23 protein-coding genes are annotated in these 25,263 nt (G+C 68.5%); 17 read left to right on the forward strand and 6 right to left on the reverse strand.

Going from position 1 to position 25,263, the window contains the following annotated elements; all coding sequences use genetic code 11:
- On the reverse strand, positions 1-1,310 hold a 1,310-nt coding region (locus KHO18_RS14280; protein ID WP_211943416.1), incomplete at its 3' end, for a DEAD/DEAH box helicase.
- A gap of 401 nt (positions 1,311-1,711) precedes the next feature.
- Here KHO18_RS14280 and KHO18_RS14285 point away from each other — a divergent pair.
- The 14 genes from KHO18_RS14285 (at position 1,712) to KHO18_RS14350 (ending at position 15,882) form a co-directional block, all read left to right on the forward strand.
- Complete coding sequence (locus KHO18_RS14285) at positions 1,712-2,098, forward strand: hypothetical protein (RefSeq protein ID WP_211943417.1); 387 nt, start codon at positions 1,712-1,714, stop codon at positions 2,096-2,098.
- 107 nt (positions 2,099-2,205) lie between these two features.
- Positions 2,206-3,558 carry a tRNA (N6-isopentenyl adenosine(37)-C2)-methylthiotransferase MiaB gene (gene miaB, locus KHO18_RS14290; RefSeq protein WP_211943418.1) on the forward strand — a complete coding sequence of 451 codons (1,353 nt, stop codon included), beginning with the start codon at positions 2,206-2,208 and terminating at the stop codon, positions 3,556-3,558.
- An 8-nt stretch (positions 3,559-3,566) separates the two neighbouring features.
- Positions 3,567-4,580: a PhoH family protein gene (locus KHO18_RS14295; RefSeq protein ID WP_144197245.1), complete on the forward strand. Its 1,014-nt coding sequence runs from the start codon at positions 3,567-3,569 to the stop codon at positions 4,578-4,580.
- A gap of 2 nt (positions 4,581-4,582) precedes the next feature.
- Positions 4,583-5,323, forward strand: a complete 741-nt coding sequence (gene ybeY, locus KHO18_RS14300) for an rRNA maturation RNase YbeY (RefSeq protein WP_144197244.1) — start codon at positions 4,583-4,585, stop codon at positions 5,321-5,323.
- Between the two features lie 122 nt (positions 5,324-5,445).
- Positions 5,446-6,330, forward strand: coding sequence for an HlyC/CorC family transporter (locus KHO18_RS14305; protein WP_144197243.1), 885 nt, complete (start codon positions 5,446-5,448; stop codon positions 6,328-6,330).
- Positions 6,327-7,934, forward strand: coding sequence for an apolipoprotein N-acyltransferase (lnt, locus tag KHO18_RS14310; protein ID WP_144197242.1), 1,608 nt, complete (start codon positions 6,327-6,329; stop codon positions 7,932-7,934). The genes KHO18_RS14305 and lnt overlap by 4 nt, the downstream gene beginning before the upstream one ends.
- A 511-nt stretch (positions 7,935-8,445) precedes the next feature.
- Positions 8,446-9,399 (forward strand): glycine--tRNA ligase subunit alpha, encoded by a 954-nt coding sequence (gene glyQ, locus KHO18_RS14315; protein ID WP_144197241.1) that lies wholly within the window; start codon positions 8,446-8,448, stop codon positions 9,397-9,399.
- The gene (locus KHO18_RS14320; RefSeq protein ID WP_377731481.1) at positions 9,396-10,043 is read left to right on the forward strand and encodes a hypothetical protein; all 648 of its coding nucleotides are present in this window, start codon (positions 9,396-9,398) and stop codon (positions 10,041-10,043) included. The genes glyQ and KHO18_RS14320 overlap by 4 nt, the downstream gene beginning before the upstream one ends.
- Positions 10,044-10,078: 35 nt before the next feature.
- On the forward strand, positions 10,079-12,202 hold the full coding sequence (gene glyS, locus KHO18_RS14325; RefSeq protein ID WP_144197240.1) for a glycine--tRNA ligase subunit beta: 2,124 nt from the start codon (positions 10,079-10,081) through the stop codon (positions 12,200-12,202).
- A gap of 13 nt (positions 12,203-12,215) precedes the next feature.
- Positions 12,216-12,812: a D-glycero-beta-D-manno-heptose 1,7-bisphosphate 7-phosphatase gene (gmhB, locus tag KHO18_RS14330; protein WP_211943419.1), complete on the forward strand. Its 597-nt coding sequence runs from the start codon at positions 12,216-12,218 to the stop codon at positions 12,810-12,812.
- Positions 12,813-12,827: 15 nt separating this feature from the next.
- A complete protein-coding gene (locus KHO18_RS14335; RefSeq protein WP_144197238.1) occupies positions 12,828-13,589 on the forward strand; it encodes a lysophospholipid acyltransferase family protein in 762 nt (253 codons plus the stop codon).
- Positions 13,586-14,470, forward strand: a complete 885-nt coding sequence (locus KHO18_RS14340) for a M48 family metallopeptidase (protein WP_144197237.1) — start codon at positions 13,586-13,588, stop codon at positions 14,468-14,470. The genes KHO18_RS14335 and KHO18_RS14340 overlap by 4 nt, the downstream gene beginning before the upstream one ends.
- A gap of 92 nt (positions 14,471-14,562) precedes the next feature.
- Positions 14,563-14,970 carry a lactoylglutathione lyase gene (gene gloA, locus KHO18_RS14345; protein ID WP_092291943.1) on the forward strand — a complete coding sequence of 136 codons (408 nt, stop codon included), beginning with the start codon at positions 14,563-14,565 and terminating at the stop codon, positions 14,968-14,970.
- 9 nt (positions 14,971-14,979) lie between these two features.
- Positions 14,980-15,882: a DMT family transporter gene (locus KHO18_RS14350; RefSeq protein WP_144197236.1), complete on the forward strand. Its 903-nt coding sequence runs from the start codon at positions 14,980-14,982 to the stop codon at positions 15,880-15,882.
- Positions 15,883-15,931: 49 nt separating this feature from the next.
- On the opposite strand, the gene trpS is transcribed toward KHO18_RS14350, so the two are convergent.
- The 5 genes from trpS to KHO18_RS14375 form a co-directional block, all read right to left on the reverse strand.
- Positions 15,932-16,969 carry a tryptophan--tRNA ligase gene (gene trpS / locus KHO18_RS14355; RefSeq protein ID WP_144197235.1) on the reverse strand — a complete coding sequence of 346 codons (1,038 nt, stop codon included), beginning with the start codon at positions 16,967-16,969 and terminating at the stop codon, positions 15,932-15,934.
- A gap of 62 nt (positions 16,970-17,031) precedes the next feature.
- The gene (gene rsmA, locus KHO18_RS14360; RefSeq protein ID WP_144197234.1) at positions 17,032-17,874 is read right to left on the reverse strand and encodes a 16S rRNA (adenine(1518)-N(6)/adenine(1519)-N(6))-dimethyltransferase RsmA; all 843 of its coding nucleotides are present in this window, start codon (positions 17,872-17,874) and stop codon (positions 17,032-17,034) included.
- Positions 17,875-17,892: 18 nt separating this feature from the next.
- The gene (gene pdxA / locus KHO18_RS14365; RefSeq protein ID WP_211943420.1) at positions 17,893-18,948 is read right to left on the reverse strand and encodes a 4-hydroxythreonine-4-phosphate dehydrogenase PdxA; all 1,056 of its coding nucleotides are present in this window, start codon (positions 18,946-18,948) and stop codon (positions 17,893-17,895) included.
- Positions 18,949-18,986: 38 nt separating this feature from the next.
- Positions 18,987-20,465 carry a peptidylprolyl isomerase gene (locus tag KHO18_RS14370; protein WP_144197232.1) on the reverse strand — a complete coding sequence of 493 codons (1,479 nt, stop codon included), beginning with the start codon at positions 20,463-20,465 and terminating at the stop codon, positions 18,987-18,989.
- Between the two features lie 9 nt (positions 20,466-20,474).
- Positions 20,475-22,952: an LPS-assembly protein LptD gene (locus KHO18_RS14375; RefSeq protein ID WP_144197231.1), complete on the reverse strand. Its 2,478-nt coding sequence runs from the start codon at positions 22,950-22,952 to the stop codon at positions 20,475-20,477.
- A gap of 177 nt (positions 22,953-23,129) precedes the next feature.
- Between KHO18_RS14375 and KHO18_RS14380 the strand changes: the two genes are divergently transcribed.
- The 3 genes from KHO18_RS14380 (at position 23,130) to KHO18_RS14390 (ending at position 25,263) form a co-directional block, all read left to right on the forward strand.
- A complete protein-coding gene (locus tag KHO18_RS14380; RefSeq protein WP_144197230.1) occupies positions 23,130-24,176 on the forward strand; it encodes an aminoglycoside phosphotransferase family protein in 1,047 nt (348 codons plus the stop codon).
- Positions 24,177-24,265: 89 nt separating this feature from the next.
- Positions 24,266-24,943 carry an AzlC family ABC transporter permease gene (locus KHO18_RS14385; protein WP_244844811.1) on the forward strand — a complete coding sequence of 226 codons (678 nt, stop codon included), beginning with the start codon at positions 24,266-24,268 and terminating at the stop codon, positions 24,941-24,943.
- Positions 24,940-25,263, forward strand: a complete 324-nt coding sequence (locus KHO18_RS14390) for an AzlD domain-containing protein (RefSeq protein WP_144197228.1) — start codon at positions 24,940-24,942, stop codon at positions 25,261-25,263. The genes KHO18_RS14385 and KHO18_RS14390 overlap by 4 nt, the downstream gene beginning before the upstream one ends.

The raw sequence follows: 25,263 nt of genomic DNA on the forward strand, positions 1-25,263 counted from the left end.
GGCGCGGCAGGCTTCGGGGCGCGTTCCTGACGGCGTTCGCCGCCCTCGCCCCGGGGCTTGGCCTGGGCCGGCGGGCGCTGGCCACGGCCTGCGCCCTGGCCACCACCGCCGCCACCACGTTGCTGGCGGCCCTTCTGGATCGGCTCGGCCACGATGCTCGGGTCCACTTCGAAGCCCGGCAGGATGGTCTGTTCGATCTGGCGCTTGATCAGTCGCTCGATATCGCGCAGCAGGCCGTGTTCGTCCACGCAGACCAGCGAGATCGCCTCGCCCTCGGCGCCGGCGCGGCCCGTACGGCCGATACGGTGCACATAGTCCTCGGGCACGTTCGGCAGGTCGAAGTTGACCACGTGGGGCAGCTGGTCAATGTCGATGCCGCGCGCGGCGATATCGGTGGCCACCAGCAGCCGCAGCGTGCCGGCCTTGAACTCGGACAGCGCGCGCGTACGCGCCGACTGGCTCTTGTTGCCGTGGATCGCCAGCGCGGACAGGCCGTCCTTGGTCAACTGCTCGGCCAGCCGGTTGGCGCCGTGCTTGGTGCGCGTGAAGACCAGCACCTGGTGCCAGTCGTGCTCGCGCACCAGATGGGCCAGCAGTTCGCGCTTGCGTTCGCGGTCCACTGGGTAGGCGCGCTGCGCCACGGTTTCCGCCGTGGTGTTGCGGCGGGCCACCTCGATCGAGGCCGGGTTGTTCAGCAGCCGGTCAGCCAGCGCGCGGATATCGTCCGAGAACGTGGCCGAGAACAGCAGGTTCTGGCGCTTGGCCGGCAGGATATTCAGGATCTTGCGAATATCGTGGATGAAGCCCATGTCGAGCATGCGGTCGGCTTCGTCCAGCACCAGCAGTTCCACCTGGGAGAGGTCGATGGTGCGCTGCGACACGTGGTCAAGCAGCCGGCCCGGCGTGGCCACGACGATATCGACGCCGCGCTTGAGGGCCTCGATCTGCGGGTTGATGCCCACGCCGCCGAACATCACCATCGAGCGCAGCTTCAGGTATTTGCCATAGTTGCGGACGCTCTCCTCCACCTGGGCGGCAAGCTCACGCGTGGGGGTCAGCACCAGTGCGCGCACTGGCATGCGGGCGCCGCGCGGGGCCGGATTGCGGGCGGCGGATTCGCCCAGCAGCTGCAGCATCGGCAGCGTGAAGCCCGCGGTCTTGCCGGTGCCGGTCTGGGCGCCGGCGAGCAGGTCGCCACCTTTGAGAATGGCAGGAATGGCCTGCGCCTGAATCGGGGTCGGCGTGGTGTAGCCCTGTTCGGCCACGGCACGCACCAGCTTGTCGGACAAGCCTAGATCGGAAAAAGACATGAAATGACGCTTCAGCCGCCCGTCACGCAAGGGATTGCGCCAATCGCAGGGCGGCATGGGTAGGGAACCGAACCTGAAGCACCCCGAAGGGGGTCAGGTCCCGGTGGGACGGGCCGATTGCCCCCGCCTCCGGTGGGAGAAGGGCCGTAGTGTACCAGCCCGGCGCCCTCCCCATACGCTCCCCCATACCCCGCCGGCGACGGGGTGATGCCAGATCCACCCCAACGACCCACGGCTCCGGGGCAGCCGGGGTGTCCGGATCTCGCCACACCGGGCGCCCGATACCCTCCCAAAGGGGGTGCAAGGCGGGCGAAGCGGGTAGAATGCCGGGTTGCCCGGCCCGTGCGCATGCCGCGCGGCGGCGCCATTCCCTCACCAGTCCACCCGAAGCCGGAGTCATCATGTCCTTGCGGTTCTCCCTGACGCGTCAGTCCGTGTTCCCGGCGGTGGTTGCCGCCGCCCTGGCCTTGCCCGGCGCGGCCGCACTGGCCCAGGACGTGCCCGTGGCCGGCACTCCGGTCCGCGTGATTCCGGCCGATGCGCCGATGGCGCGGATGGTGATGGCGATGCCCACGGCCTCCACGCCGCTGACCGCCAAGCTCGACAGCAAGACGGTGGCCACGGCGCCCGGCCTGCGGGTCTTCAGCACGGAAACACAGCTGCTGAACCCGGTGGTTATCGCCGGCAAGAAGCTCCCGGTGCGCTACAAGCTGGACCTTTACGGCCAGCTCCAGACCGCCTGGGTGCTGACCGATGCCGAGGTCAAGGAATGGAAGGCCTCGCATTAAGCTGAGAAACGACCGTAAAACGTAGCAGGCGGCCGCCCCCGGCCGCGTTGTCCCCAGAAGCAGAAGCAAACCCTGATGCCCCCAGGTAAACCACTGAGACCGGCACCATGAAAAAAGTATTTGTGAAGACGTACGGCTGCCAGATGAACGAGTATGACTCGGACAAGATGGTGGACGTACTCAACGCCACGCAGGGCATGGAGCCCTGCGACAACGTCGAAGACGCCGACGTCATCCTCTTCAACACATGCTCCGTGCGCGAGAAGGCCCAGGAGAAGGTGTTCTCCGAGCTGGGCCGCATGAAGGCGCTCAAGGCCGCCAAGCCGGACCTCGTGATCGGCGTAGGCGGCTGCGTGGCCAGCCAGGAAGGCGCCACCATCGTCTCCCGCGCGCCCTACGTGGACGTGGTGTTCGGCCCGCAGACGCTGCACCGCCTGCCGGACCTGATCGATCGCCGCCGCCGCACCGGCCAGTCCCAGGTCGATATTTCCTTCCCCGAGATCGAGAAGTTCGACCACCTGCCGCCCGCCAAGGTGGACGGCCCGAGCGCGTTCGTCTCGATCATGGAAGGCTGCTCGAAGTACTGCAGCTACTGCGTGGTGCCCTACACGCGCGGTGAGGAAGTCTCCCGCCCGTTCGAGGACGTGCTGGCCGAAGTGGCCGGCCTGGCCGACCAGGGCGTGCGCGAAGTCACGCTGCTCGGCCAGAACGTCAACGCCTATCGCGGCGCCATGGGCGGCACGACGGAAATCGCCGATTTCGCCCTGCTGATCGAATACGTGGCCGAGATCCCCGGCATCGAGCGCATCCGCTACACCACCAGCCATCCGAAGGAATTCACCTCGCGGCTGGTGGAGCTGTACGCGCGCTGCGACAAGCTGGTGAACCACCTCCACCTGCCCGTGCAGCATGCCTCGGACCGCATCCTGATGGCGATGAAGCGCGGCTACAGCGCGCTCGAGTACAAGAGCATTATTCGCCGCTTGCGGGCGATCCGGCCGACCATGTCGATGTCGTCCGACTTCATCGTCGGCTTCCCCGGCGAGACCGATGCCGACTTCGAGAAGCTGATGTCGATGATCGAGGAAGTCGGCTACGACACCTCGTTCTCGTTCATCTTCAGCCCGCGCCCCGGCACGCCGGCGGCCAACCTGCACGACGACACCCCGCATGACGTGAAGCTGCGCCGCCTCCAGCGGCTGCAGGCCGCCATCGAGGAAAACGTGCAGCGCATCAGCCAGGGCATGGTCGGCACGGTGCAGCGCATCCTCGTGGAAGGACCGGCCCGCAAGGACCCCACCGAGCTGCACGGCCGCACCGAGAACAACCGCGTGGTCAACTTCGCGCTGCCCGGCGTACCGCAGGCGCGGCGCGACCAGATGATCGGCCAGATGGTCGATGTCAGCATCACGCAGGCGTTCCCGCACTCGCTGCGCGGCGAGATCGTGGTGCGCCAGTAAGGACCTCCATGAAAATCCAGACGGCGGAATTCGTTGCACCCAAGGACGACAACGCGCGGCTCCAGAACCTGTGCGGGCCGCTCGACGAGAACCTGCGCCAGATCGAGCAGGCGCTCGACGTGACGATCCAGCGCCGCGGCCATCGCATGACGGTGCGCGGCGCGCGCGCCCAGGACGCCGCGCTGGCGCTGGAGCGCTTCTATAACGACTCCCGCGTGGCGCTGTCGATCGACGACATCCAGCTCGGACTGGTGGAATCGCGCCAGATCTCCGCGCACGGCGCCTACCTGCCCGAGACCACGGCCAGCGGCTACGCCAATGGCGAGGAAGACCCGCGCGGGCTGGACGACTCCCCGGTGCTGCACACGCGCCGCACCGGCCTGCAGGGCCGCACCGCCACGCAGCGCGAGTACCTGCGCCATATCCTCGCGCACGACCTGACCCTGGGCATCGGCCCGGCCGGCACGGGCAAGACCTACCTCGCCGTGGCCTGCGCCGTGGACGCGCTCGAGCGCGATGCCGTCAAGCGCATCGTGCTGACCCGCCCCGCCGTGGAGGCCGGCGAGCGGCTCGGCTTCCTGCCGGGCGACCTCGCCCAGAAGGTGGACCCCTACCTGCGCCCGCTCTACGACGCCCTGTACGACCTGCTCGGGTTCGACCGCACGCAGAAGATGTTCGAGCGCCAGATGATCGAGGTAGCGCCGCTGGCCTACATGCGTGGCCGCACGCTGAACCACGCGTTCATCATCCTCGACGAAGCCCAGAACACCACGCCGGAACAGATGAAGATGTTCCTGACGCGGATCGGCTTCGGCGCCAAGGCCGTGATTACCGGCGACACCACCCAGATCGACCTGCCGCGCGGGCAGAAAAGCGGCCTGGTGGAAGCCCAGCACGTGCTGCGCGATGTGCGCGGCGTCGCGTTTACGCGCTTTTCCAGCGCCGACGTGGTGCGCCATCCGCTGGTGGCGCGCATCGTCGACGCTTATGACGAATTCCACGCCCAGCACAAGGACGCCTGATCTTGACCAAGAAGTCTCCCGCCGCCAGCCTCATCCTGTTCGATGCCGACGGCCGCGCGCGCAAGAGCGCCGCGCACGCGCTGCGCGTGCAACTGCCCGATGGGCGCAGCCTGACCGTGGACCTGTCCCAGGCCGCCGACGGCGTGGTGGCCCTGCTGGCCGAACACACCGACACCCGCCAGCAGGCCGGCCTGCTGGTGCGCCCGGACAACCACGACGCCGTATCGGTCGCCGTGACGGCTACGCCACTTGTGACCACCACCGGCACCCCGGCCACGCCGCCGGACGTCGAGCTCGATATCCAGTACGGCGATGGCGTGCGCAAGCGCGCCGGCATGCCGTCCGCCAAGCAGATCGGCAAATGGGTGCGCTCGGCGCTGTTCGCCGATGCCGCCCTGACCATCCGATTCGTCGACGAGGAAGAGGGCCGCACGCTGAATGGCACCTATCGCGGCAAGGACTACGCGACCAATGTGCTGACCTTCGCCTACGCGGAGCACGCCGACGACCCGGTAACCGGCGATATCGTGCTGTGCTGCCCGGTGGTGGAAGCCGAAGCCAGAGAACAGAAGAAGCCGCTCGACGCCCACTACGCGCACCTGATCGTCCATGGCGTGCTGCACGCCCAGGGCTACGAGCACGAGGATGACGGCGAGGCCGAGGAAATGGAGGCGATCGAGACGGAGACGCTCCAGGCGCTCGGCTACGCCGATCCGTACCTGCCGGTGCGCGAGGATCGCTGAAGCGGGGTATCCCCTGAAGTGCCGTGTGCGCCACCTTTGTGCGCCACGGCACCCCCTGTCACGGGGCGGGAATCCTTTTAGTGTATGCTTCAGACGATCTCCACCACGCGCTAAGCCGCGACATGAACGACCCCTATCCCAGTTCGAAACCTGCCAATCACAAGCAGGCGGATCGCCCACGGTCCCTTCTCGAACGACTTTCCGATTTCATTTCCCCTGAGCCGGACACGCGCGCCGAACTACTGGAAGTGCTCCAGGAAGCGCATGAGCGTAACCTGATCGACGCCGATTCGCTCTCGATGATCGAGGGCGTGTTCCAGGTCTCCGAGTTGACCGCCCGCGACATCATGGTGCCCCGCGCCCAGATGGACGCCGTCAACATCGCCGACGCGCCCGAGACGTTCATCCCCTTCATGCAGCAGACGGCGCACTCGCGCTTTCCGGTCTACGAAGGCAGCCGCGACAACATCATCGGCATCCTGCTGGCCAAGGACCTGCTGCGCTACTACACCGACGACACGTTCGACCTGCGCGAAACGCTGCGCCCGGCCGTGTTCATCCCCGAGTCCAAGCGGCTCAACATCCTGCTGCGCGAGTTCCGGATCAACCGCAACCACATCGCCATCGTCGTGGACGAATACGGCGGCGTGGCGGGGCTGGTGACGATCGAGGACGTGCTGGAGCAGATCGTGGGCGACATCGAGGACGAATTCGACCTCGACGAGGACCACGACAAGATCCTGCCGACCGCAGACGGCGCCTGGCGCGTGCACGGGCTGACCGAGATCGAGCAGTTCAACGAAGCCTTCGGCACCGCCTTCCCCGATGACGACGTGGACACCGTGGGTGGCTTGCTGACCAATCATCTGGGGCACGTGCCCCATCGTGGCGAAATCATCACTTTGCCACCACTCCGCTTCGAAGTGCTGCGCGCCGACGCGCGGCAGGTGCATCTGCTGCAGGTGCGCCGCGAGGCGACCGACCACCTGGCCGTGGCCGACGCATGACGCGCGAAGTCCAGGCCGGCGCCGCCAGCACGGCGAGCGCCCGGCAAACCGGCCGCCGCGCCGGGTCCGCTACCGCTGTGTTCCGGCTGCTGATGGCGGCAACGCTCGGCATCGCCCACACGCAGGCGTTCGCGCCCCATGACTGGTGGTGGCTCCAGATCCTGTCGATGGCCGGGCTGGTCGCGCTGCTGGCCGATGCCCCGCGCCCGCGCGCGGCGGCCGCCACGGGCTACGCGTTCGGGCTGGGCTGGTTCCTGTCCGGGATCTGGTGGCTCTATATCAGCATGCATGTCTACGGCGAGATGCCGGCCTGGATGGCCGCGCTGGCCGTGGTGCTGTTTGCCGGCTATCTGTCGATCTGGCCCGCGCTGGCCGGCGGCGCCTGGCACTGGCTGACCCAGCGCGGGCGCCACGGCGTGCTGCCGGCGCTGGCGTTCGGCGCCACCTGGGCGCTGAGCGAGTGGCTGCGCGGCGTGGTGTTCACGGGCTTCCCGTGGCTGGGCAGCGGCTACCCCCATACCGACGGGCCGCTCGCGGGCTTCGCCCCGCTGATCGGCGTGTACGGCATTACCGCGCTGGCTGCGGCCGTGGCCGCGCTATTGGTCACGGCGGTACGCGCCGCCCTGCGCCGCTCCGCCACGCCAGACACCGGCACGCGTGGCCGGCTTGGCACGGCGCTGGCCCTCGCCATCGGCCTGCCCGCGCTGGGTTTCGCGCTGGCCCCCATCGCCTGGACCACGCCCATTGGCCAGCCGATCTCGGTGCGGCTGCTCCAGGGCAACGTCGCGCAGGACATCAAGTTCGAGCCGGTGGGCATCCAGCGCTCGCTGGAGCTGTACCGCGACCTGATCACGGCAGAGCCGGCGGACCTCGTGGTCACGCCCGAGACCGCGTTTCCGGTGATCCTCCAGGAACTGCCGGTGGATATCGCCCAAGCGGTGCGCCGGTACATGGAGTCCACTGGCACCACGGTGCTGTTCGGCGCGGCCGGGGCCGATTCACCGGTCGACTTCACCAACAGCGTGTTCGCCATCGGGCCCGAACAGCCCACGCTTTATCGCTATAACAAGCACCATCTGGTGCCGTTCGGCGAGTTCATCCCGCTCGGGTTCCACTGGTTCGTGGACATGATGAAGATGCCGCTCGGCGACTTCCGGCGCGGCGGGCTGGACCAGCCGGCGGTGCCAGTACGCGGCATCCATGTGGCGCCGAATATCTGCTACGAGGATCTGTTCGGCGAGGAAATCGCCGCCACCCTGCGCCAGCAGCCTTCCCCGGCCAATATGCTGGCGAATGTGACGAATCTGGCATGGTTCGGCGACACCATCGCGCTGGACCAGCATCTCCAGATCTCGCGGATGCGCGCCCTGGAGACGCGCCGCCCGATGCTGCGCGCGACCAATACCGGCATGACGGCCGTGGTAAAGCCCGATGGTTCGGTACAGGCGCGGCTGCCGACCTTCCAGCTCGGCACGCTGGCGGCCACCGTGCAGGGCACGCAGGGGCTCACCCCCTTCGTGCGCTGGGGCAATGTGCCGGCGCTGGCGGCCTGCCTGGCCGTGCTCGCGCTGGCGTTCGGCGCGCGGCGGCGGGCACGCCCATAGCGGCGAGCCGCATCGCCAATCCATCGCCAAAGAAAAAAACGGGCCAAGGGCCCGTTTTCTTTACGGCCCGGGGCGGATCAGCCCAGGACCGACGTCGCTACCGATACCGCGGCTGCGGCGGCCATCACGGCCAGGGCGACAATATATGGTTTGCGAGAAAGCAGCGTCATGACCAATCCCCAAAAGTTATCGTTGCCCGGACACCTTTTATGAGCGGTTGTCCCCCTGAGGAGGCTGCCCGGGAGCCGCGCGCTTTGAAGCGGCTGCGTAGTTCCACTGTATACAAAAATAGTATCGGCACCTATCGGCGGGTTCTGAATGGCGTGTCAGGATTTACCCGACCCGTTGCGAAAGCCCGACACCGCCGCCGGGGCCCGTTTCGTGACACAACGTACGGGATTGCCCCCTGTTCCGGTCGGCTTGTGGCCAAAACCCGATAGAATTCAGGGTTTGGCAATCCTGGCACGAGACCGCTCGTGCACTTGCCGGCGGCTTTCTTTTTCGTCTTCCTATGCTGACCTTCCAACAAATGATTCTTACCCTGCAGGCCTACTGGGACCGGCAGGGTTGCGCGTTGCTGCAACCGATCGATCTGGAGGTCGGCGCCGGGACGTCGCATGTGCACACGTTCCTGCGCGCGATCGGCCCCGAGCCCTGGCGCGCGGCCTACGTGCAGCCGTCGCGGCGCCCCAAGGATGGCCGCTATGGCGAGAACCCGAACCGCCTGCAGCACTACTACCAGTACCAGGTGGTGCTGAAGCCCGCGCCCGAGAACATCCTCGACCTGTACCTGGGCTCGCTGGAGGCGCTGGGGCTGGACCTCAAGCAGAACGACATCCGCTTCGTCGAGGACGACTGGGAGAACCCCACGCTCGGCGCCTGGGGCCTGGGCTGGGAAGTCTGGCTCAACGGCATGGAAGTGACCCAGTTCACCTACTTCCAGCAGGTGGGCGGCATCGACTGCAAGCCCATCACCGGCGAGATCACCTATGGCATCGAACGGCTGGCGATGTACCTCCAGAAGGTGGAGAACGTCTATGACCTGGTCTGGACCGAGTGGGTCGAGAACGGCGAGACGCGCCGCCTGACCTATGGCGACGTCTATCACCAGAACGAGGTGGAGCAGTCCACCTACAACTTCGAGCACAGCAACACCGAGATCCTGTTCCGCCATTTCTCCGAGCACGAGGGCGAGGCCCGCCGGCTGATGGGTGATACGGGCGAGACCACCGAAGACGGCCAGAAGAAGGATTCCGGCGTGCGTCTGGCGCTGCCGGCCTACGAACAGGTGCTCAAGGCAGCACACACCTTCAACCTGCTCGACGCCCGGGGCGCGATTTCCGTGACCGAGCGCGCGGCCTACATCGGCCGGATCCGCAATCTGTCGCGTCAGGTGGCGCAGGCCTACTACGACTCGCGCGAAGCGCTCGGCTTCCCGATGTGCGGCAACGGGGCCCGCGCATGACCTCGCGCGTGCGCGGCGCACGCATGCCCGCCGCGCCGGGCATCCTGAAGTGGCTGGCGGCGCTGGTGTCGCTGGGCGGGCTGCTGGCGTCCGGCGCCGCGCAGGCAGCCGCCCGCGCAGCCGCCACCCCGGTGCCGCAGGCGCTATACCTGCCGGCCGACCTCACCAATATCTGCGAGGCCGACCCGCAGGCGCTCCAGCAGGCCATCGCCCGGCACTGGAAGCCGTCGCTGGCGAGCATCGACCAGTGGACGCAACTGGTGCGCTCGTTCTCGTGCGACCTGTCCGGCTCGCGCGACCTCGGCTGGCACCGCGTGCCGCTGCGCACCTACGAGAGCGCCATCCGCTACCCGCTGCAGTGGGCCACGTGGGAAGAGCGCAACGGCCGCTCGCGCCGCACCGTCCGCAACTATTATTCAGCGGCGCAGTTGCCGCAGAAGATCGATTTCTGGGTGGGCGGACGGATCGACGAAATCCGCTATGACCGCCGCCAGCAGCGCATCGACGCACGCTTTCCGGCCGCCGGCGCCCGTGGCGCCTCCGGCGTGGTGGCGCAGTGCGCCTACACCACGCTGCAATTCCGCCAGCAGAACGGCCTGTGGCTGCTGTCTGGCGTGGAACCCAATCTCGCGCCGCGCTGCTGACAGCGCGCGCCTTTCATACCCGTTGGATACGATTCATGTCGCAACCCATGACCGATTCGCTGCTGATCGAACTGTTCACCGAAGAGCTGCCGCCCAAGGCGCTCGCCCGCCTGGGCGATGCCTTCGCGCAAGGCCTGACTGACGGCCTGCGCGCGCGCGACCTGCTCGAGGCCGGCGCCAGCGTGACCCCGTTCGCCACGCCTCGCCGCCTGGCCGCACTGGTGACCGGCGTGCGCCGCGGCGCCCCCGACCGCGAGCAGCGCGAGAAGGTCCTGCCCGTCTCCGTGGCGCTGGACGCCAACGGCGCCCCCACCGCCCCGCTCGGCAAGAAACTGGCCGCGCTGGCCAAGTCCGTCGGCGTGGCCGAGATCGACTGGCAGACGCTGGAACGCGCCTCCGACGGCAAGGCCGAGGCGCTGTTCTACCGCTACACCGCCCGTGGGGCCACGCTGGCCGACGGCCTCCAGGCCGCGCTGGACGAGGCGCTCGGCAAACTGCCGATTCCGAAGCTGATGAGCTACCAGCGCCCGGACGGCACCACGGTGCACTTCGTGCGCCCCGCGCACAGCCTGATCGCGCTGTTCGGCGCCGAGATCGTGCCGGTGTCCGTGCTCGGCCTGGCGGCCAGCAATGTCACGCAGGGCCACCGCTTCCTGTCGGCGGGCAGCATCGAGATCCCGCACGCGGCGGAATACGCCACGCTGCTGGAGAACAAGGGCCGCGTGGTGGCGAGCTATGCCGACCGCCGCGAGCGCATCCGCACCGCCCTGCTCAAGGCAGCCGGCGCCGACCAGGTGGTCATGCCGGACGCCCTGCTGGACGAAGTGAACTCGCTGGTCGAGTGGCCGGTGGTCTATCCCTGCCACTTCGAGGAAGCCTTCCTGGCCGTGCCGCAGGAATGCCTGATCCTGACCATGCAGACCAACCAGAAGTATTTCGCGCTGACCGACGCCGCCGGCCACCTGCGCAACCGCTTCCTGATCGTGTCGAACCTGGCCACCGAGACGCCCGAGTCGATCATCACCGGCAACGAGCGCGTGGTGCGCCCGCGCCTGGCGGACGCCAAGTTCTTCTTCGACCAGGATCGCAAGAAGACGCTGGCCTCGCGCGTGGCACAGCTCGGCAACGTGGTCTACCACAACAAGATCGGCAGCCAGCTGGACCGCGTGCAGCGCCTGCAGCAGATCGCCGGCCATATTGCCGACGCGATGAACGCCCACGGCGTGGCCGTGGACAAGGCTGCCGCCATGCGTGGCGCCGAACTGGCCAAGGCGGACCTGCTGACCGACATGGTCGGCGAGTTCCCCGAACTCCAGGGCACGATGGGCACCTACTACGCGCGTCATGACGACGAGGCCGACGAGGTGGCGCTGGCGTGCTCGGAACACTATCGCCCGCGCTTTGCCGGTGACGCGCTGCCCGAGGGGGCCGTCAGCACCGCCGTGGCGCTGGCCGACAAGCTCGAGACGCTGGTCGGCATCTGGGGCATCGGCCTCCAGCCCACCGGCGAGAAGGACCCGTTCGCGCTGCGCCGCCACGCGCTGGGCATCCTGCGCATGCTGATCGAGCGCCCGCTGGCGGTGCCGCTGGACACCCTGCTGGCGCTGACCGAGCAGGCGTTCGCGGGCATCGCCGCCGTCAAGCCGGCGCGCGAGGCCATCACCGATTTCCTGTTCGACCGCGTGCGCGGCTACCTCAAGGACAAGGGCTACACCACCAACGAGGTGGAAGCCGTGGTGAGCCTGCGCCCGCAGCAGCTGCATGACGTGCTGGGCCGCATGGAAGCCGTGCGCACCTTCGCCGCGCTGCCCGAGGCCGAGGCGCTGGCCGCCGCCAACAAGCGCATCACCAACATCCTGCGCAAGACCGACGAAGCCATCGGCACGGTCGACACGGCGCTGTTCCAGGAAGACGCCGAGGGCGCGCTGCACGCCGCCATCGAACGCGTGCGTCCGGGTGTGGAAGCGGCCTTCGCCGGCGGCGACTTCACCGGCGCCCTGCGCGACCTGGCCCAGCTCCGCGACGCCGTGGACCGCTTCTTCAACGACGTGATGGTGATGGCCGAGGACGCGCGCCTGCGCGCGAACCGGCTTGCGCTGCTGGCCACGCTGCACACGCTGGCCAACCGCGTGGCGGACATCTCCAAGCTGGCCGCCTGACCGGAGCCCTGCGATGCCACAGTCCCAGCCCCGCTTTGTGATCCTCGACCGCGACGGCGTGGTCAACCTCGACAGCGACCACTTCATCAAGACGCCCGACGAATGGGTGCCGATCGCGGGCAGCCTGGAGGCCATCGCCGCGCTGAACCAGGCCGGCTACCGCGTGGTGATCGCGAGCAACCAGTCCGGCATCGGGCGCGGCCTGTTCGAGATGAGCGCGCTGAATGCCATGCACGAGAAGCTGTACAAGGGGCTGGCCAACCTGGGCGGGCGCGTGGAGGCGGTGTTCTTCTGCCCGCACACGGCTGCCGACAACTGCGACTGCCGCAAGCCCAAGTCGGGCCTGTTCGAGCAGATCGGCGAGCGCTTCGGCCTGGAGCTGCGCGGCGTGCCCGTGGTGGGCGACTCCCTGCGCGACCTCGAAGCCGGCGTGGCGGTTGGCTGCATCCCCCATCTGGTCCTGACCGGCAAGGGCGTCAAGACGCGCGACAAGGGCACGCTGCCCGCCGGCACGCGCATCCACGACGACCTGGCTGCGTTCGCCCGCTGGCTGATTGCCGGCGACGGCGCCCATAAGGCGTTTTCGTCACCCGCGCCCAGCGCCCCCTGAATTCCGGCCACACTGATGACCTTTATCCGTTCCCTGCTGTTCGCGCTGTACCTGATCGTGCTCACGCCGCCCTACGCGTGCGCCTGCTTCATCGCCTTCCCGTTCATGAACGCCGACCGGCGCTTCCGCTTCGTGCGCGGCTGGCCGCTGCTGGTGATCTGGGCCGCCCGCCTGATCTGCGGCATCCGCTACCGCATCGAGGGCATGGAGCGCATGCACGCCATGCTCGACAAGCCCGTGGTGCTGCTCTCCAAGCACCAGTCCGCCTGGGAAACCGTGGCCTACGTGGCGCTGATGCCCAAGCCGCTGTGCTTCGTGTTCAAGCGCGAGCTGCTGTTCGTGCCGTTCTTCGGCTGGGCGCTGGGCATGCTCAAGATGGTCCACATCAACCGCAAGGAAGGCACGCGCGCGTTCGCCTCGGCCGCGCGCCAGGGCCGCGAGCGGCTCTCCGAAGGCGCCTGGATCATCATGTTCCCCGAAGGCACGCGCACGCGCGCCGGCCAGGAGAACCCGCGCTACAAGAGCGGCGGCGCCCGGCTGGCCGTGGAGACCGGCGCCTGGGTGATCCCGATGGCGGTCAACTCCGGCCGCGTCTGGCCGCGTAACTCCTTCCTGAAGTACCCCGGCCTGATCACGATCTCGATCGGCATGCCGATCCCGTCGGCCAACAAGACCGCCGACGTGCTGAACCAGGAAGTGGAAGCGTGGATCGAGGCCGAGATGCGCCGGATCGATCCCGAGAGCTATCGCCGCACCGCCAGCGAAGCCGCCGCATGAAGCTGCTGCGTCCCACTCCCGACAACCCCGGCGCGCAGCTCGAACTGCCGCTCGCGGAGGCCGCGCCCAGCCCTGCCCCGTCATCGATCCCGGCGGATGCCGCCTTGCTGGCGCCCTCGCTGGACACGCCCCCGGCCGACACCTGGCCGCCCGCCCCGCCCAACGGCCGCACGCTGCACGTGGGCGAGCGCATGCTCCATTACTCGCTCAAGCGCTCGTCGCGGCGCACCATCGGCTTTACCGTGGATGACCGCGGGCTGTCGATCACGGCGCCGCGCTGGGTCACGCTGACCGATATCGAATCGGCCATCCTCGAAAAGCAGCGCTGGATCTTCAACAAGCTGGGCGAGTGGCGCCACCGCGAGGCCCGCCGCGTGCTGCCCACGGTGCAATGGCGCGAGGGCGCGAGCCTGCCGTTCCTGGGCAAGCCGATCACGCTCCAGCTCGATTCGCCGGCCGGCGCGCTGCTGTTCAACGCCGACACGCGCGTGCTGCACCTGGCCCTGCCCACGCATGCCGACGAGCAGCAGATCAAGGACCGCGTGCAGGGCTGGCTCCAGCACCAGGCGCGCCGCCTGCTGGTGGAGCGCCTGGAAATCTACGCCGACAAGCTCGGCGTGCGCCACACCGGCTTCGCGCTGACCTCGGCCGCCACGCGCTGGGGCAGCTGCACCGCCGACGGCAAGATCCGCCTGAACTGGCGGCTCATGCATTTCCCGCTGTCGATGATCGACTACGTGGCCGCGCACGAACTGGCGCACCTCAAGGAAATGAACCACGGCCCGCGTTTCTGGGAGACCGTGGAATCGATCTTTCCCGAGTTCCGCGACGCCCGCGCCCAGCTACGCGCGCATCCGCCCGAGCTGCTGCCGACGTTCTGACGCCCGGCGAGGCGGGGAGCCGCCGGCGAGGCCGCGCCATCCGGACTAAAATACGGCCTCGCAATCCTACGAATTCCAGAAAAAGGCTCCCCATGCGACTCCTCCACACCATGCTCCGCGTTGGCGACTACCAGCGCTCCATCGACTTCTACACGCGCGTGCTCGGCATGCAGCTGCTGCGCGAGAGCGACAACCCCGAATACAAGTACCGCCTGGCGTTCGTCGGCTACGGCCCCGAGAGCGAGACGGCCGTGCTGGAGTTGACCTACAACTACGGCGTGGACCAGTACGACCTGGGCACCGCCTACGGCCACATCGCGCTGGAAACCCCAGACGCGGCGGCGGCCTGCGAGCGCATTCGCGCGGCGGGCGGCAAGGTCACGCGCGAGGCCGGTCCGGTCAAGGGCGGCACCACGGTGATCGCCTTCGTCGAGGACCCGGACGGCTACAAGATCGAGCTGATCGAGCGGCATTCGACGCGCGACGCGTCGCGCCCGTAAGCCGGCGCGATGAGCACGCATGCCCTGCGGCGCCCGCTGGACGGCACGGCCATCGGCCTGATGGTGTTGCTGTGCGCCGCCTGGGGCCTGCAACAGGTGGTGATCAAGGTGACGGCGCCGCTGATGGGCGCCGTGCTCCAGGCCGGCGTGCGCTCGGCGATTGCGGCGCTGCTGGTGTTCGCCTTCGCGTCCTGGCGCGGCACGCCGCTGTGGCAGCGCGACGGCACGCTGCGCCCGGGGCTGGTGGCCGGGCTGCTGTTCGGCGCCGAATTCTTCTGCATCTTCGTCGGGCTGGGCCACACCACCGCCTCGCGCATGGCCGTGTTCCTCTACACCGCGCCGATCTTCACCGCGCTGGGCCTGCACCTCTTCGTGCCCGGCGAGCACCTGCGGCGCGGCCAGTGGCTGGGCGTGGTGCTGGCGTTCTGCGGCATGGCGCTGGCCTTTGTCGATGGCATCGTGGCCCCCTCGGCCCACGCCAGCACCCTGCTCGGCGACGCGCTGGGCGTGGTAGCCGGCGCGCTCTGGGCGGCCACGACCATCGTCGTGCGCGCCAGTTCGCTCTCCAGCGCCCCGGCCAGCAAGACGCTGCTGTACCAGTTGGCGGTCTCGGCGGTGCTGCTGCTGGCGATGGCGCTGGCGGCGGGTCAGGCCGGGCGGGTGGAAGTCAACGGGATGGTGGTGGCAAGCCTGTTCTACCAGTCGGTGCTGATCGCGTTTGCGAGCTACCTGACCTGGTTCTGGCTGCTCAGGCAGTACCTGGCGTCGCGGCTGTCGGTGTTCTCGTTCCTGACACCGCTGTTCGGCGTGGCCTTCGGGGTGCTGCTGATGCACGACGCCGTGGGCCTGCGCTTCGGCGCGGCGGCGGTGCTGGTGCTGCTGGGGATCGTGCTGGTGAACCGGAAGAGCTGAGGCACCAGCAGGCACCTGGCCTGATGCCAGGTGCCTGCTGTCGAACGACTTAGCGCGGGAACGAGAACATGCCCAGCGCGTCGCGCACCTCTTCCAGCGTCTGCTGGGTCAGTTCGCGCGCTTCGGCCGTGCCCTTGCGCAGGATCTCGAACACATAGCCCGGGTCCTTGGCCAGTTCCTCGCGGCGCTCGCGGATCGGGCGCAGCATCTCCTGCAGGATGCCTTCCACACGCCGCTTGAGCACCATGTCGCCCAGGCCGCCACGGCGGTAGTGGTCCTTCAGCTCGGTCACTTCCTCCACGTTCGGGTCGAACGCATCGAGGTAGGTGAACACGACATTGCCCTCCACCTGGCCCGGATCGGACACCTTCAGGTGGTTCGGGTCGGTGTACATGCGGTGCACCGCTTCCTTGATCTGCTCGGGCGAAGCGCCCAGCGGAATCGCGTTGCCCAGCGACTTGCTCATCTTGGCCTTGCCATCGACACCCGGCAGGCGGCCATGCTTGGGGATCAGCGCGGCGGCCTCGGGCAGCACGTCACGGCCCACCTGATGGTTGATCCGGCGCACGATTTCGTTGGTCTGCTCGATCAACGGCGCCTGGTCCTCGCCCACCGGCACCAGCACGGCCTTGAAGCCGGTGATGTCCGCGGCCTGCGAGGCCGGATAGCACAGGAAGCCCGCCGGGATGTCGCGGCCAAACCCGCGCGCCTGGATCTCTTCCTTGATCGTCGGGTTGCGCTCGAGCCGCGCCACCGTGACGAAATTCAGGTACATCAGCGTCAGTTCGGCCAGCGCGGGCAGGTGGGACTGCACCGTGATCGTGGTCTTGGCCGGGTCGATGCCGACGGCCAGGTAGTCCAGCGCCACCTCCAGCACGTTGCGGCGCACCTTGTCCGGATCGTGCGCGTTGTCGGTCATGGCCTGCGTGTCCGCCAGCAGCACGTACTGCTTGTGCGAGTCCTGCAGGGCGACGCGGCTCTTGAGGGAGCCGACGAAGTGGCCCAGGTGCAGCGGGCCGGTGGGACGGTCACCGGTCAGGATGACGGGACGCGGGTCGGTTTTCGCGGTTGGCGTGTTGGCGGTCATAAGCGTCGCTGGAACTTCGAGATATTCGGAAAATTCGGAAAATTCGGAAAACTGCGGGGGAATCAGGCCACGCCGCGCGCGCGGGGCGCGGCGCTGTCGCCGACGGTGCGCGCCAGTTCGACATACTCGGCCACGGGCACTTCCTCGGCGCGGCGGCCGAGGTCGAAGCCGAGCTTGTCGAAGTCCACCTGGTCGCGCAGGAACGAGAGCGTGTTGCGCAGCACCTTGCGGCGCTGCGAGAACGCGGCGGTCACCACGTCGCCGAGCACGCCCGCGTCGCAGGCGGGGTACGGCGAGCGCAGCCGGCCATCCTCGCCACGCGGCCACGGGATCATGCGCACCACGGCGGAATCGACCTTGGGCGGCGGATTGAACGATCCGGGTGGCACATCAAGCACATGTTCCATGTGGTAGCGCACCTGGAGCATGATCGACAGCCGCCCGAAGGCCTTGCTGCCCGGCTCCGCCACCATGCGCTCCACCACTTCCTTCTGGAGCATGAAGTGCTGGTCGCGCACCTGGTCCGCGTAGTCCATCAGGTGGAACAGCAGCGGGCTGGAAATGTTGTACGGCAGGTTGCCGACGATGCGCAGCGGGCGGCCGGTCTCGTGCAGCTTGCCAAAGTCGAACGCCAGCGCGTCGCCGGCGTGCACGACCAGCCGGTCGCTATAGCGGCGGCGCAGGCGGTCCACGAGGTCGCGGTCCAGCTCCACCACCTGCATCTGCGGCAGGCGCTCGAGCAGCGGGTCGGTCAGCGCGCCGAGGCCCGGGCCGATCTCGACCACGATGTCATTCGGTTGCGGATCGATCGCGCCGACGATGCCGTGGATGATGCCGTCATCGACCAGAAAGTTCTGTCCGAATCGTTTGCGGGCCACATGGCCCTGGTGCACGTTTGAACGCATGGTGTCTGCGGCTGGCCGTCAGCGGGTGGCGGGCCACACGCCGGCATTGCCGTCGTGGTGGCGCCCGTTGGCGTGGCCAGCCATGGTAATGGCACTGCGGATGGCCTCGATCATGCTGCCGTGCTCGGCGCGGCCGGTGCCGGCCAGGTCGAGCGCGGTGCCGTGGTCCACCGAGGTGCGGATAAAGGGCAGGCCCAGCGTGATGTTCACGCCGTGCCCGAAGGTACCGTACTTGAGCGGCGCCAGTCCCTGGTCATGGTACATCGCCAGCACGCAGTCCGCGTCGCGCAGATGGCGCGGCTGGAACAGCGTGTCGGCCGGATAGGGGCCGCGGGCGTCGATGCCGGCATCGCAGGCCTGGGCCAGCGCGGGGGCGATCACGTCGATTTCCTCGCGCCCCATGTGGCCGCTCTCGCCCGCGTGCGGGTTGAGGCCCGTCACCAGGATGCGCGGCCGGGCGATGCCGAAGTGGCGGCGCAGGTCGGTATCGACGATGGTCAGCGTCTCGACCAGCATCGGGATGTCGAGTGCGTCCGGCACCGCGCGCAGCGGCAGGTGGGTGGTGGCCAGCGCCACGCGCAGCATGGCGTTGTCGTGGGCGGGCTGCGGGCCGGCCAGCATCATCACCACGCGCGGCACGGCGGCGCGCTCGGCCAGGTATTCGGTGTGGCCGGTGAACGGCACGCCCGCGTCGTTGATCGTGCTCTTTTGCACCGGCGCGGTGATCATCGCCGCGTATTTGCCGGCCTGCAGGCCGTCGATGGCGGCATCGAGCAGCGCCAGCACAAAGCGGCCGTTGCGGGCGTCAAGCCTGCCCGGCTCGCTCTGCACGCCGAGCGGCACATCCTCAACCACCACCCCGCCCTCGCCGATCTGGCGGGTCCAGGCATGCCCGACGCCCAGCGCTGCGGCCCGGCTGGCCAGCAGACGGGCATCCCCCAGCACATGGAAGCGGTAGTGCCCGTTGCGGTTGCCATTGCTGCCGGCAAGCTGCAGCAGGGCCCCGATCGTGATGTCGGGGCCGATGCCGGCAGGTTCTCCGGTGGTAATGGCTAGCGCAAGCGGGTCGGGCATGGATGGGCGGTGGGGAAGGTGCCGGCGGTTTCCGCGGATCAGCGCTGGCGGTTGATGCGGTATTCCACGTACGCCGCGCTGCGAAGCTGGCGCACCCAGTCATCATAGGCGGCGCGCAGCTTCTGCTCCCGGACTTCCGCACGGGCGAAGTCGCGCTGCTTCTCCGCCGACACCTCGGTCTCGCGGCGATCCATCACCTGGATCAGGTGCACGCCGAACTGGGTAACCACGGGTTCGGAGATCTCGCCCGGACGCAGCCGGTTCATGGCCTGCTCGAACTCGGGCACCAGCTCGCCCGACGAGACCCAGCCCAGGTCGCCGCCCTGCTGGGCCGAACCGTCCTGCGAGAAGCGCCGCGCGAAGTCGGCAAAGTCGCCGCCGTGCGTGAGGCGGTCGCGCATCGTCGTCATCTGGCGACGTGCCTCGGCCTCGGGCATGTTCGGGCCGGTGCGCACGAGGATGTGGCGCACCTGGGTCTGCGTGATGCGCTCGCTGGCCTGCGGCTGGTCGGCGGCCGGCGCGGCGCGCTTGGCCATCAGCCGGATCACGTGGAAGCCGTTGGCCGACTCCACCACCTCGGGCACCAGTGCGCCGGGCTGGAGGTCCACCACGGCGTTGGCGAACAGCGCCGGCAGGCGGCCGATCTCGCGGAAACCGAGCGCGCCGCCCTGCGCCGCCTCGGGCGCTTCCGAGTTGGCCTTGGCCAGCGCGGCGAAGTCCGCCCCGCCCTGCGCCTGCTTCAGCAGGCCCTCGGCCTTGGTCTTCAGCTCGGCCTTCTGGGCGTCGGACGCGTTCTCGGGCACGCGGATCAGGATCTGGGCCACGTTGTACTCGGTCGGTCCGGCCGGCGCGGCGCCGCCCTTGCGCGCGGCGAGGTAATTGTCGATCTCGCCGTCGTAGACCTGCACCTTGGAGTCAACCTCGCGCTCGCGCAGGCGAATCACCTGCACCTGCTTGCGGAGTTCGTCGCGATACTTGGTCCAGCTCATGCCGCTGGCTTCCACACGGCTGCGCAGTTCGGTGGCGGACAGCTTGTTCTGCTGCGCCACCGACTCGATGGCGCGGTCCACTTCCTGGTCCGTCACGCGGATGCCGGCGTCCTGCGCGGCCTGCGTCTGCACGCGCTCCATCACCAGGCGCTCGAGCACTTCGCCCAGCAGGTCGGCGCGCGGTGGTACCTCGCGCTGCGCCGCGCGCAGCTGGCTCTCGATCTCGTCGGCGCGGTCCAGCAGCTCGCGCCGCGTGATCACGCTGTTGTTGACCACCGCCACCACTTCATCGACAAGCTGCGAGCGCTTCTGGCCCGGCTGCGGCACGCCCATCTGCGGCTCGCTCGGCGGCGCGGCGGTCTGCGGGCCGGCCTGTGGCAGGAAGATGCCCGATGCGCGGCCACCCGGCGCCTTGAGCTGGGCCGCCGCCGGCGCGGCGAGCGTGGCGAGCACCACGGACAGCAGCAGGTGCTGGCAGGCGTTCTGGCGATTCATACGGGACAGCGCGTTAAGAGCTCGACGTTTCATCTTGGTCCGTCATTCATAGTGATCGTACTGGGACGTGGGCACCGGACGTGCGGTAACAGGCTCGTAGCCCGGCACGTTCAGGCGCAGCATGTCCAGCGGGTTGGAACCGATCTTGGACAACCCGCGGAATTCCACCTGCAGGAAGAACCGGCCGGTATAGCCCTGCGTGGTGTTGCGGAAACGCTGGTATACCACGCGTCCCACCCAGCAGTCGGCGGCGTATTCGATGCCGGCCAGCGCATCCACCAGCTGGTTGGCGGTCTGGTCGAACGCCACCCGGCCAATGCCGTAGGTGCGGCGCGTGATCGGCCACTGGCTCGACAGCTCGAACTGGTCGATGGCCGAGTTGTCGGTCACCGAGGTCGGCCGGCGGTAGCGGTAGCCCACGTTGACCAGCTTGCGCGACTCCGGCCGCCAGGCGAACGCCACGTTCGAGTAGTTCACGCGGTTGTCCTCGGGGCTGTACTGGATGCCCGCATCGAGATAGTAGCCGCGGAACAGCTGGATCGTGGTAGCTGCGAGCAAGTCAGAATAGCTCGGCTTGGTATCTGTGGACGTGCCGGTCAGCTGCACGCGCTGGCCGGTGAAGTCCACGCGCTGCGCCAGCGTGCCGCGGAAGCGCTCGATGCCGGTATCGGACTCGATCAGGCGCGTGGTCACGCCCGCCGTGAGCTTGTTGTTGTCGGCGATGCGGTCATTACCGGTGAACGCGTTCTCGCTGAAGATCTGCCCGTAGCCAAAATCTGACTGGACAGTATCGAACAGCGGGAACTGGCTCTGGTCGCGGAACGGCGTGTAGACGTAGAACAGGCGCGGTTCCAGCGTCTGGGTGTAGTTCACGCCGAACAGTTTGCTCACGCCGGGCGCCGCGCGGTCGAACACCATGCCCGAGTCCAGGCTCACCGTGGGAATGGCGCGGCCGAACGAGGTCTGCGCGCCGGTGGTGTTGGTGCCGGCGTCCATGTTGTACTGCGCGGCGTTGAAGATCACCTTCGGCGTCACGAACCAGCCCGGGCGGATGATCGGATAGCTGATCACCGGCTGGATGAAGGCGCGGTCACCCTCGGGCTGCTGGAAGCCGGTGGACGTCAGCGGGATCCGGAAGCGGGTGTAATCGGCTTCCACCGAGATATCGAAGCCGCCGAAGTCATAGCGCGTGTAGCGGCCGTTCACCTGCGGCTCGCGCTCGTAGGACGGCTCGCTGGGGCGCAGCGTCTGGAACTTCTGCACCCGCGCCATGAACGTGAAGTCCTGCCAGTTGTAGATCACGCCGCCTTCCTGCGTGTACTGGCGCAGCGTGGACTGCGAGACCGAGCGCGTCAGGTCGTCCGGGTACTGGTCGTCGGACACCTTGCTGACGTTGGCATACGCCGTCATGCCCGGAATGATCCGCTGGGTGTGCTGGAACGAATACGCCCAGCGGTCGCGCTCGGCCTTCCGGTCGTCTGGCAGGAATTCGGCCCGCAGGCGGCCCGAGTAGCCGTCGCCAAGGTAGCGGTAGTCGCCGCCCAACTGCACGCCGCGCGAGCTGAGCAGGCGCGGATAGAGCGTCAGGTCGCGGTTCGGCGCCAGGTTGAAGTAGTACGGCACCGTCAGGTCGAGACCCGATTTGGAGCCGTACCCCATCAGCGGCGCCAGCACCCCGCTGCGGCGCTCGTCGTTCAGCGGGAACGAGAACGCCGGCGCGCCGGCGATCGGCACGTTGAAGAAGCGCAGCACGCCGCCGTAGGCGGTGCCCACCTGGCGGTCGTTGTCGATGTCGATGCGGTTCGCGCTGAAGTACCAGTCGGCATTGTCGGGCGAACAGGTCGTGTACGACGCCTTCTTCATCGTGCTGCGGTCCGGGTCGATGAAGTCGATGCGCTCCGCGCTGCCCGCGCCGCCGGTCTGGTGGAAATAGTAGTCGGGCGAGAGCATGTAGCCCTCGTTGGCCTCCACACGCAGCCTGGCCTCGGGGCCGACGGCCAGCGTGCCGCTCTTGGACAGGCGCACGTTGCCCGTGGCATGGGCCTCGTCGGTGTCCTGGTCATAGGTCACCTTGTCGCCCTTGACCACGGCGCCGTCGCGGCGCAGCTCGGCATTGCCCTCGAGCGCCACGCCTTTCTCGCTGAAGCCGGTCAGGCTGTCGCCCGAGACATAGGCCGGGGCGTTGGGGTTCGACGGGGTCGAACCCGGCGCGATGCCGATTGCGCTGGAAGTGGCGGCCTTTGGCGGCGCCTCGTCCAGGCGCGGCACCAGCGCGCCGGCTTCCGGCGCGGGCGGTGGCGGCTCGGGGGTCTGGGTGACCACCGGCTCGGCGATGTCGATGTTCGGAATGGCCGAGCCCGCGCCATATTGCGCGTGCACGCTCACCGACAGGCCCGCCATGGCCAGCACGAGCGGGCGCAGGGTGCTGGCCGGCAAAGCGGCACGCATGCGCCGCGGCAGGCCGCGCAGCGCGGGCGATCGGGTGGCCGGATGATGCGGTGATCGTTGTTGTTCGGTCATGCGGACGGTTATCGGTCGGCTCGGCGCCGGGTGCGGTGCGGCCCCGCGAACGGTTCCGTACTTCCCGCCAACCCTTGCCGGAGCAGGCTGCGGGGCAACAAAGGCCCCTCCCGGGGGCCACCCGGCGCCCGGGTCTGGTCGGGTATTATACGGGGCATCGTATCCACCCAATCCGGCATGGCAGCACTTATTCACGACCCAACCTCCGACCCGCGCATCGCCCAGCTCAAGAGTTGGGTCGCCGGGCTCGGCGCCGCATGGTCGATCGACCCCGACTCCTGTGCCCCGGCATCCGCCGACGCCAGCTTCCGCCGCTACTTCCGCGTGCGCACCGGCCATGCCGCCCATCCGACGGCCATCGTCATGGACGCCCCGCCCGCGCACGAGGACTGCCGGCCGTTCATCCACGTGGCCGGGCTGTTCGGCGAGGCCGGCGTGACCGTGCCCACCGTGCTGGCCCAGGACCTCACGCAGGGCTTCCTGCTGCTGGCCGACCTCGGCAGCCAGACCTACCTGTCGAAGCTGGACGCCTCGTCCGCGCGCGGCCTCTATGACGATGCCGCCGCCGCGCTGGTCAGGATCCAGCTGGCCACCCGCCCCGGCACGCTGCCCGCCTATGACCGCGCCCTGCTCCAGCGAGAGCTGGACCTGTTCCCCGAGTGGTACGTGGGCCGCCACCTGGGCGCCACGCTGACCGGTGCCCAGCAGGCCGACCTGCGCGAAGTCTTCGACGCCGTGCTGGCCAACAACCTGGCCCAGCCGCAGGTCTACGTCCACCGCGACTATCACTCGCGCAACCTGATGGTCCTGGACGATGGCGCCAACCCCGGCATCCTGGACTTCCAGGACGCCGTGATCGGCCCGGCCACCTATGACGCGGTCTCGCTCTGGCGCGACGCCTATATAGAATGGGACGAAGAGCAGCAGCTCGACTGGCTGATCCGCTACTGGGAACGCGCGCGCAAGGCCGGGCTGCCGCTGACCGCCGATTTCGGCGACTTTTACCGTGATTTCGAGTGGATGGGCCTGCAGCGCCACCTGAAGGTGCTCGGCATCTTCGCCCGCCTGTACCACCGCGATGGCAAGGACGGCTACCTCGCCAACCTGCCGCTGGTGCTCAAGTACACGCGCAACGTGGCCGGCCGCTACACCGAACTGCGCAAGCTGGTGCGGCTGCTCGATGCCCTGGAAGGCACCGAGCGCCCCGCCGGGTTCACGTTTTGAGCGCCACCCCCGCTGATCCTGCATCGCCCAGCCCCGCGCCGGTCACCCGTGGCGGGGAATGGTGGGCCGGCGTGCGCGCGCTGGCGCCGATGCTGCTCGGCGTGGTGCCGTTCGGCCTGATCTATGGCGTGCTGGCGGTCAATGCCGGCATGCCCGCCTGGCTGGCCTGCGCGATGAGCGCCATCGTGTTCGGCGGCGCCTCCCAGATGATCCTGACCCAGCTCTGGGCGGCCGGCACGCCGGCGCTGGTCATCGCCTTTACCGTGGCGATGGTCAACCTGCGCCACGCGCTCTATTCGGCCACCATCGCCCCCTCGCTGGCGCCGCTGCCGCGCCGCTGGAAGGCGCTGGTGGCCTACCTGCTGACCGATGAAGCCTTCGCCGCCATGACGCGCCGCCTGGGCGATACCGGCGAACGGGCGCGCTACCGCCACTGGTTCTACTTCGGCGCCGGCTTCTCGCTGTGGTCGAGCTGGCAGCTCTCCACGCTGGCCGGCGTGCTGGTCGGCGCGCAGGTGCCGCAGGACTGGCCGCTCGATTTCTTCCTGCCGCTGACCTTCATCGCCATCATCGTGCCGAACCTGAAGCACCGCGCCCACGTGGCTGCCGCGCTGGTGGCCACGGCGCTGGCGGTGGCCTGCTTCGGCCTGCCGCACAAGCTGGGCCTGATGGTGGCCGCGCTGGGCGGCATCGCGGCGGGCATGCTGCTGCTCGGGCGCGGGCACCCCACGCCGCGCCGCAGCCCGCGCAAGGAGCCGGCGGCATGAATCCGATGACCTTGCTGTGGGTGTTCCTGGGCGCCGGGCTGGCTACGTACCTGATCCGGCTGTCGTTCATCGCCGTGGAAGGCCGCGTGCGGCTGCCGTCCTGGTTCCGCACCGCGCTCCAGTTCGTGCCGGCGGCGATGCTCTCGGCGCTGATCGCCCCGGACCTGCTGATGCACGACGGCGCGCTCTACCTGAGCCCCTATAACACCCGGCTCGCGGCCGGGCTGGTGGCCATCGTCATCGCCGCCTACACGCGCAGCGTGGGCTGGACGATTGCCGGCGGCATGGCCACGCTGATCGCCCTGGAGTATTGGTTGTGA

It is taken from the genome of Cupriavidus campinensis (assembly GCF_905397395.1).
Classification (GTDB): domain Bacteria; phylum Pseudomonadota; class Gammaproteobacteria; order Burkholderiales; family Burkholderiaceae; genus Cupriavidus; species Cupriavidus campinensis.